At 38.0% G+C, this 7,430-nt stretch carries 9 protein-coding genes; 8 read left to right on the forward strand and 1 reads right to left on the reverse strand.

Annotated elements, in window-relative coordinates:
- The first annotated feature begins 94 nt into the window (after positions 1–94).
- The 6 genes from CUN59_RS10220 to dprA all read left to right on the forward strand — a co-directional run bounded on the left by CUN59_RS10220 (position 95) and on the right by dprA (position 5,379).
- On the forward strand, positions 95–1,048 hold the full coding sequence (locus tag CUN59_RS10220; protein WP_104387748.1) for a J domain-containing protein: 954 nt from the start codon (positions 95–97) through the stop codon (positions 1,046–1,048).
- Positions 1,048–2,253: an ATP phosphoribosyltransferase regulatory subunit gene (locus CUN59_RS10225; protein WP_104387749.1), complete on the forward strand. Its 1,206-nt coding sequence runs from the start codon at positions 1,048–1,050 to the stop codon at positions 2,251–2,253. Before CUN59_RS10220 ends, CUN59_RS10225 begins: the two co-directional genes overlap by 1 nt.
- Before the next feature lie 79 nt (positions 2,254–2,332).
- Entirely contained in the window at positions 2,333–2,557 is a 225-nt protein-coding gene (locus tag CUN59_RS10230; protein ID WP_104387750.1) for a ferredoxin family protein, read from the forward strand.
- A 109-nt stretch (positions 2,558–2,666) separates the two neighbouring features.
- The gene (locus CUN59_RS10235; protein ID WP_104387751.1) at positions 2,667–3,395 is read left to right on the forward strand and encodes an ABC transporter ATP-binding protein; all 729 of its coding nucleotides are present in this window, start codon (positions 2,667–2,669) and stop codon (positions 3,393–3,395) included.
- A 124-nt stretch (positions 3,396–3,519) separates the two neighbouring features.
- Positions 3,520–4,176: a DUF2301 domain-containing membrane protein gene (locus CUN59_RS10240; protein ID WP_104387752.1), complete on the forward strand. Its 657-nt coding sequence runs from the start codon at positions 3,520–3,522 to the stop codon at positions 4,174–4,176.
- Positions 4,177–4,260: 84 nt separating this feature from the next.
- The gene (dprA, locus tag CUN59_RS10245) at positions 4,261–5,379 is read left to right on the forward strand and encodes a DNA-processing protein DprA (RefSeq protein WP_104387753.1); all 1,119 of its coding nucleotides are present in this window, start codon (positions 4,261–4,263) and stop codon (positions 5,377–5,379) included.
- An 18-nt stretch (positions 5,380–5,397) separates the two neighbouring features.
- On the opposite strand, the gene CUN59_RS10250 is transcribed toward dprA, so the two are convergent.
- Complete coding sequence (locus CUN59_RS10250; protein WP_243406913.1) at positions 5,398–5,559, reverse strand: hypothetical protein; 162 nt, start codon at positions 5,557–5,559, stop codon at positions 5,398–5,400.
- Between the two features lie 251 nt (positions 5,560–5,810).
- On the opposite strand from CUN59_RS10250, the gene CUN59_RS10255 reads away from it, so the two are divergent.
- Both CUN59_RS10255 and CUN59_RS22315 read left to right on the forward strand, forming a co-directional pair.
- Entirely contained in the window at positions 5,811–6,731 is a 921-nt protein-coding gene (locus CUN59_RS10255) for a histone deacetylase family protein (RefSeq protein WP_104387758.1), read from the forward strand.
- Positions 6,732–7,152: 421 nt separating this feature from the next.
- The gene (locus CUN59_RS22315; RefSeq protein ID WP_265586189.1) at positions 7,153–7,287 is read left to right on the forward strand and encodes a hypothetical protein; all 135 of its coding nucleotides are present in this window, start codon (positions 7,153–7,155) and stop codon (positions 7,285–7,287) included.
- Positions 7,288–7,430: the final 143 nt, after the last annotated feature.

The following is a 7,430-nucleotide window of genomic DNA, read 5'->3' on the forward strand; positions in this document are numbered from 1 at the left end:
TTCTGCCATAGCACATTATTTTCTACCGAATCTCTTCTGAGTATCCTAATTTATTGTAAAATAGGGAAGATATGCTGTGGTGCAATATATATATATGTCTTTAAAAATAGATTCGGGATTATTTAGCTATGATTTGATAGATCATCATGCAATCTTATGTGTTCCTGTGTATGCAGAAGGTAAAGAGATACGTAAACGTTATTTACAAATTGCCCGTCTCTTGCACCCAGATAGTTCCAGTATGGTAGGTGAAGCTAATAAGCAGATAGCTAATCAACTTTTATCGAAGCTAGTTAACCCAGCTTATGAGAAATTGTCTGCGGAACGAAATCGAGCGGAATATTTGTTAATTTTGACACAAATGAGCAAACGGCTGGTACAGGAAGCGGCAACAATTTCATTCAAAAGTGAACTAGCTCAACAGTTGGTAGCTGCACCGAATATTGCTATGTCTTATAAGCAAGCGATCGCTCAAATTGCAGAAACTCAATTTGATGATTTACAACAAGTAGATAAAATCATTGCCCAAATTAGTGAGCTAAACGTAGTTTACCTGATGCGGATGGGGGTACAGTCCATAAGTAAAACACCATCTACATCTAATCAAACTAGGAATACTCAGCCAGCTAATACTCCTCAACAACAACCAACTACTCCCAGCATAACGCCAAAAGAAGATTCGATAGTCGAACAATATTTGCGCCGCGCTCAAGCTTTACTGGAAAAAAACCAATTGTCCCAGGCCAAAGTAGAATTACAGGATGCCTTAAAGTTAGAGCCAAAAAATAGTCATTGCCATAGTTTGATAGCAATGATATATTTACGGCAAAATCAATTAAAAATGGCAAAAATTCACTTTGATAACGCCCTCAAGTTAAATCCCAAGGAAAAAACTGCCCTGGAATGGAAACCCAAGGTAGATAAAGCTTTAGGAATTACTAACAGTGGTTCTCAAGTGAATTCCTCTTCCAAAACTGAAGAGAAGCAACCAGATAAGTCTGGAAATGGCGGTTTGTTTGGCGGTTTGTTTGGCGGGAAGAAAAAATAATGGTATATCAACCAGCAGCGGGAGCCAGGGATCTATTACCTTTAGATGTGGCACAAAAACGCTGGATTGAAGATAGATTAGAACAAGTATTTCAAGGTTGGGGATATCACAGGATTATCACCTCAACTCTGGAACGCATGGATACTTTGATGGCGGGTGAAGCAATTGTGCGTCAGATGGTAATTCAACTCCAAAATATTCAAAATGAAGAATTGGGGTTGCGTCCAGAATTGACGGCCTCCATCGCTCGTGCAGTGGTAACTCGGATGACAGATACCACCTATCCCCAGCGACTTTATTACAATGCTAATGTTTTTCGCCGTAATTGGGAAGGCCGCCATAATCGCCAGCAAGAGTATTATCAAGCTGGTGTAGAATTAATTGGGGCAGGAGGATTATTAGCAAATGCTGAAGTGTTGCTATTGGTAGCAGATTGTTTAGCAGCTTTGGATTTACAAGGGTGGCGGTTAATTGTCGGTGAAGCGGGTATTACTCGCTCTCTTCTCAATGCGTTTCCGCCAGAAATCAGAAATCAGGTTCGGAAAGCGATCGCTAATTTGGATTATATCACTCTTGATACCTTGCCTCTGGGCGCGGAACTACACCAACGCGCTAAAATGATGTTGGATTTGCGTGGAGATAGTCAAGAAGTTTTAGCAAAAGTCAGCAGTTTACAGCTAGAACCAGACCAGCATGAGGCTATAAATAACCTCAAATCCTTGGTAGAATTACTAGATGGTAAATTTCCATTAATCCTCGATTTGAGCTTAATTCAAACCATTGACTATTACACTGGGCTGGTTTTTGAAGTAGTCAATGAGACAAATTCCCAAGCAACGGTTTTAGGCAGTGGTGGTCGTTATGACCAGTTACTAGGTTTATATCATCCCCAAGGCAAAAATATTCCCGGTATCGGTTTTGAATTGAATATTGATGATTTATACCAAATTCTCTCATCAAATCAGCAATTACCCCAGGATATCCCCCCTAGTAATTGGTTAGTAGTCCCAAAAACACCTGGTGCTGAAGCTGCGGCCTTTGCCTATGCTGCAAAATTACGTGATTCTAGCCATTTAGTCAGAGTAGAAATTGACTTGGGTGGTAGGGATGCAAAAGAGATTCGTCAATATGCGAGCGATCGCTCTATTACCCAAATAGCCTGGATTAAAGCTGACGGTTCACCAACCATTGAAGCAGGATGTTAAAAATGGGAATATTGGTAAACTTTCCCAAAATCAATCCAAAATCTAAAATCTAAAATTCAAAACAGAGGGAATCGGAAAAATGCCACATACCATAGTTACAGACGTTTGTGAAGGTGTTGCTGACTGTGTAGGTGCTTGTCCCGTAGCTTGTATTCATGAAGGACCAGGAAAAAACGCCAAAGGTACAGATTGGTACTGGATTGACTTTGCTACCTGTATTGATTGTGGTATCTGCCTCCAAGTTTGCCCCGTAGAAAACGCGATTTTGGCAGAAGAAAGACCAGAATTGCAGAAAGTCAATTAGGTGACAGGTGACAGTTGACGGTTGACGGTTAACGGTTAACAGATAAACCCGTTCCCTGCTCCCTGTCCCCTGTTCCCTGTTCCCTGTTCCCTGTTCCCTCATATAACAAATGACTAATCACTATTTATTAGAAGCAGAAAATGTCCACGCCGGATATATTAAAGATGTAGATATTTTGCAGGGTGTTAACTTTAACGTTGCACCAGGGGAATTAGTAACAGTAATTGGTCCCAATGGTGCAGGTAAATCAACTTTAGTTAAAACTATTTTTGGACTGTTGACACCCCATACCGGAACTATTACCTTTAAAGATCAGAATTTGGTAGGTTTAAAATCTAATCAAATTGTTGCTAAAGGTATGTCCTATGTTCCTCAAATTGCCAATGTTTTTCCATCTTTGACAATAGATGAAAACTTAGAAATGGGAGCTTTTGTGAGAAATATCCCATTGAAACCACTTAAAGATAAAATATACAGTATATTTCCCAGATTGAGCGATCGCTGTCGTCAACGAGCGGGGACTCTTTCCGGTGGAGAAAGACAAATGCTAGCAATGGGTAAAGCATTAATGTTAGAACCCAGTTTACTGCTTTTAGATGAACCTTCCGCCGCATTATCTCCGATTTTGGTAACTCAAGTATTTGAGCAAATTAAACAAATTAACCAAGGAGGAACTGCCATAGTTTTAGTAGAACAAAATGCCCGCAAAGCCTTAGAAATGGCAGACCGGGGTTATGTGTTAGAATCAGGAAAAGATGCAATTTCAGGACCTGGTAGAGAATTATTAAATGATCCCAAAGTAGGAGAATTATATTTAGGTGCTGGGAAAGGACATTGAATTGTAAGAATTCAGTAAGGGCGAACGGCCGTTCGCCCCTAGAGGAGTCAGGGTAAAATGAGCAAATCCCCGTCTTCTTAAAGAAGTGCGGGATCTAAAACTGACAACTATACTATTAAAAAATATGACTACACAAACAATATCATCATCGGAAATATATCAAGGTCAATTTGGGGAATTTACCATTACCGAGAGCGATCGCCAAAGTGTGATAATTTATCGCACAGGGTTAATGATAGCCGCATTGTCTTTTGCCATTGGTAGCGGTTTAGTATTATTCTATCCCCAACCAGCAGCAATTGCCGCCCTTACCCCTCTCTACACCTGTTTTACTCTCGCACTGGGTATTAGTTTATTAACTATTCATATTTATATGGCATTTCTGCACCGCATTCTCCAACTTTTTTGGGTCATTGGCAGCATTTGTGCCTTTATCTTTGGATATGGTGATAGTCAAACTTTTGCCATAACTATTTATCAGCAACCCCTAACAACATTAGGAATCGGTTTTACCTTTGCTGCATTAACAGGAATTTATTTCAAAGAAGGTTTCTGTTTTAATCGTTTAGAAACTAAAATCTTAACTCCCATAGTTCCCTTACTATTATTAGGACATTTAACAGGAATTTTATCAACCCAAGCAGAACAAGTTTTATTAGGAATTTGGGCAATTTTCTTTTTCATCTTTGCCGTAAGAAAAATTATCCAACCTATTCCTCCCGACATTGGAGATAAATCCGTATTTGATTATTTAAAAAAGCAACATTTATCAAAGGTTTGATACAGTCGTATCCACTTACATGAAAGATAAAATTTCTTTCCTTTCTTCTTCCTGACTCGGTGACTCCTGACTCCTCCTTATATAATGTCAAACACAGAAGAACGTAAATATTGGTTAGCTTGGTCGCAAATTTCGGGGATTGGACCCATATTACTCCAAAGACTACAACAGCATTTTGGTAACTTAGAAACTGCTTGGAAAGCCAGTCCTGGAGAACTACGAAAAGTTGAAGGTTTTGGATTTCAGACCCTAGAAAAAGTTGTTCAACAAAAATCCCATTTAAACCCTGAACAATTACTAACTCAACACCAACAAATAAACCCTCATTTCTGGACACCAGCAGACCCAGAATATCCCCAATTACTCAGAGAAATTCCCAGTCCACCACCATTATTATATTATCGGGGTGAAGTTGATTTACAGGAAAATGTAGGACAAAAACCCTTAGTAGGAATTGTCGGAACTCGTCAACCTACAGAATATGGAATTAAATGGACTCGACAAATTAGCACCGCATTAGCAAAAAATGGTTTTACCGTTGTGTCCGGAATGGCCGAGGGAATAGACACCGAAAGTCACACAGCAGCAATGAAAGCAGGAGGGAGAACAATAGCAGTAGTGGGAACAGGTGTAGATGTAATTTATCCCCATAAAAATCGGGATTTATATAAACAGATTTTGACCTCCGGAATAGTTATTAGTGAATATCCTGCCAAAACTGCACCCAACCGCACCCATTTTCCTCGTCGAAATCGCATCATTGCCGGTTTAAGTCGGGCAGTATTAGTCATAGAAGCACCAATAAAATCAGGTGCTTTAATTACCGCTACTTATGCTAATGAATTTTGCCGAGATGTTTACGCATTACCAGGAAGAATTGATGATCAACCATCCCAAGGTTGTTTAAAATTAATTAGTCAAGGTGCAGGTTTAATTAATCAAGAACTCACTGAATTATTAACCATGTTGGGGGCAATTCCCCAAATAGATATAGAACCACCTATAGTTAAATCTCCTCCTTTACTTAATTTAACCCCAGAATTACAACAGATAATAGATACCTTAACTATTGATACTGTATCCTTTGATGTAATTATTCAAAAAACAGGTATGGATGCAGCTTTAGTTTCCAGTTCTTTATTACAATTAGAACTCATGGGTTTAGTGACTCAACTTCCCGGAATGCGATATCAAAAATGTTGAGATATAGAAGAATTATCGTCAGAATTCAGGTCGTGGGGTATTGACAGATTTAACCTCACCAACTCCCAAAGATTGAGAAGGTAATACCCAATACCAACCTTCAATAAAAACCTCTGATTGATTAAAAATTCTAAGTTGACGCGGGGAATTAAGATTATCTTTATCTATATTAGTGTTCATTTTTAGGATTTTCACTAGCGTTGAAACGGTTGTTCTATACCTATCATGAACTACTCAGAAAAACCGTTATTTTTAGTACCATCAATAGCAATTACAGCAGAAAGCAGGTGACAGAGTGGAAAATATTTTGGTTTAAGATATCAAGAATAATTAACTGCAGATAAATAGGGATAATTAAATTTATTTCATCATTCTGTGCAGGGTTACGTTAAATTGGTATTATGGATTTCCTCACTCCTGAATTTTACTGTATGTTTCCCATTATTTATTCTGAAGAATTTTTAGATCATGATACTGGACTCTACCATCCAGAAAAACCCGCCCGCTTAACTGCCATAGTCAATGCTTTACAAACTGCTAGTTTTACTGAACAAATTACTTGGCAACTGCCAACACCAGTTACATCTAAACCATCTTTAATATCTTCCATTGAAAAAGTTCATACTAAAACATACATCAATAGAGTTAAAGAACTCGCTGCTGCTGGTGGTGGTTATTTAGATGGAGATACTCCCATTTCTCCGCGCAGTTATGATGTTGCTTTATTAGCTGTGAGTGCGTGGCTAGATGGAATTGACATAATTATTAATACATCTAATCCTGTTTTTGTATTAGCGCGTCCACCTGGACATCATGCCTTAAATAGTACGGGTATGGGGTTTTGTTTATTTGCCAATGCCGCCATTGCTGCTTTTTATGCTTTGCAACAACCTGGAATTAAACGCGTCGCTATTCTAGACTGGGACGTACATCATGGTAATGGTACGGAAGCAATAGTAGAAACTCACCCAGAAATTGCCTATTGTTCTCTTCACCAATACCCAGCTTATCCTGGTACTGGGAAAGGTTCTGATCAAGGTTCATATAATAATGTGTTAAATTTACCTGTCCCTCCTGGTAGTGATATTAGTATTTATCAACCATTATGGGAAAAAAAAGTTTTACCGTTTTTAAGCAATTTTCAGCCAGATTTACTAATTGTAAGTGCGGGTTATGATGCTAATGCAAATGATTATTTAGCGGGTGTGGATTTACAACCAGAAGATTTTAGTTTATTTACAGAATACTGTTTAAGTATCACCAGAAAAATTTTGTTTGGTTTAGAAGGAGGTTATGATTTACCAAGTCTGGCCGAATCAGTAATTGCTACTATTAAACCTTGTCTAATTTAGTTTGTTGAGGTATTTATTAACTAGCAAAATTCATGATTTTGTTATCTTAAAATCCTGTATTCCACGATATTTAAGACTTTATCACTCACAGTAATATGGTCATATTCTGTAGCAATTTTGCCTCCTAGTTTTTCTATAACCCTATGACTGGGAGTGTTTGCTTTATCTACAGGATACCTCAGAGATTCATAATCTAAATTTTCCTCTGACAGTAGAGATAATTTGTACTATCAGTATTTTTTAGTATTGTATGTAACCAAATATAGTTAAAATTCATCAAATCTTTAGTAATAAAACTTTGCAATCGTATCATCAAAAAGCTAAAGTTTTGTTAAGATACGATCAGAAGGAATTCAGCCCCCAGGCTGTGAAGAAGCATTAAATAGTACCAGTAGCTATATAAGGTTCAAAAGGTGAACAAATGACCACCTATATTTTTTTTGACCAAGCCCTGCAAATGCTGACTGCCGCTTTTTTAGGATCAGTTATGATACTCATTGCCGCTTCTAGTATAGGTTTGGCAGTAATTGAAACTATTCAAAAAACGGACAGCTAAAACTACCCTTCAAAGTACGGTTGGCCGTCAGCAGATTTCGGATTTTGGATTTACGATTTTTTTCGTCCTTAGGGATGAGACTTTCACCAAATTTTTTTAATCTAAAACCTAAAATCCCAGTAAGAATTTAGGTGAGGTAATAA

The sequence above is a fragment of the Cuspidothrix issatschenkoi CHARLIE-1 genome (genome assembly GCF_002934005.1).
Classification (GTDB): Bacteria; Cyanobacteriota; Cyanobacteriia; order Cyanobacteriales; family Nostocaceae; genus Cuspidothrix; species Cuspidothrix issatschenkoi.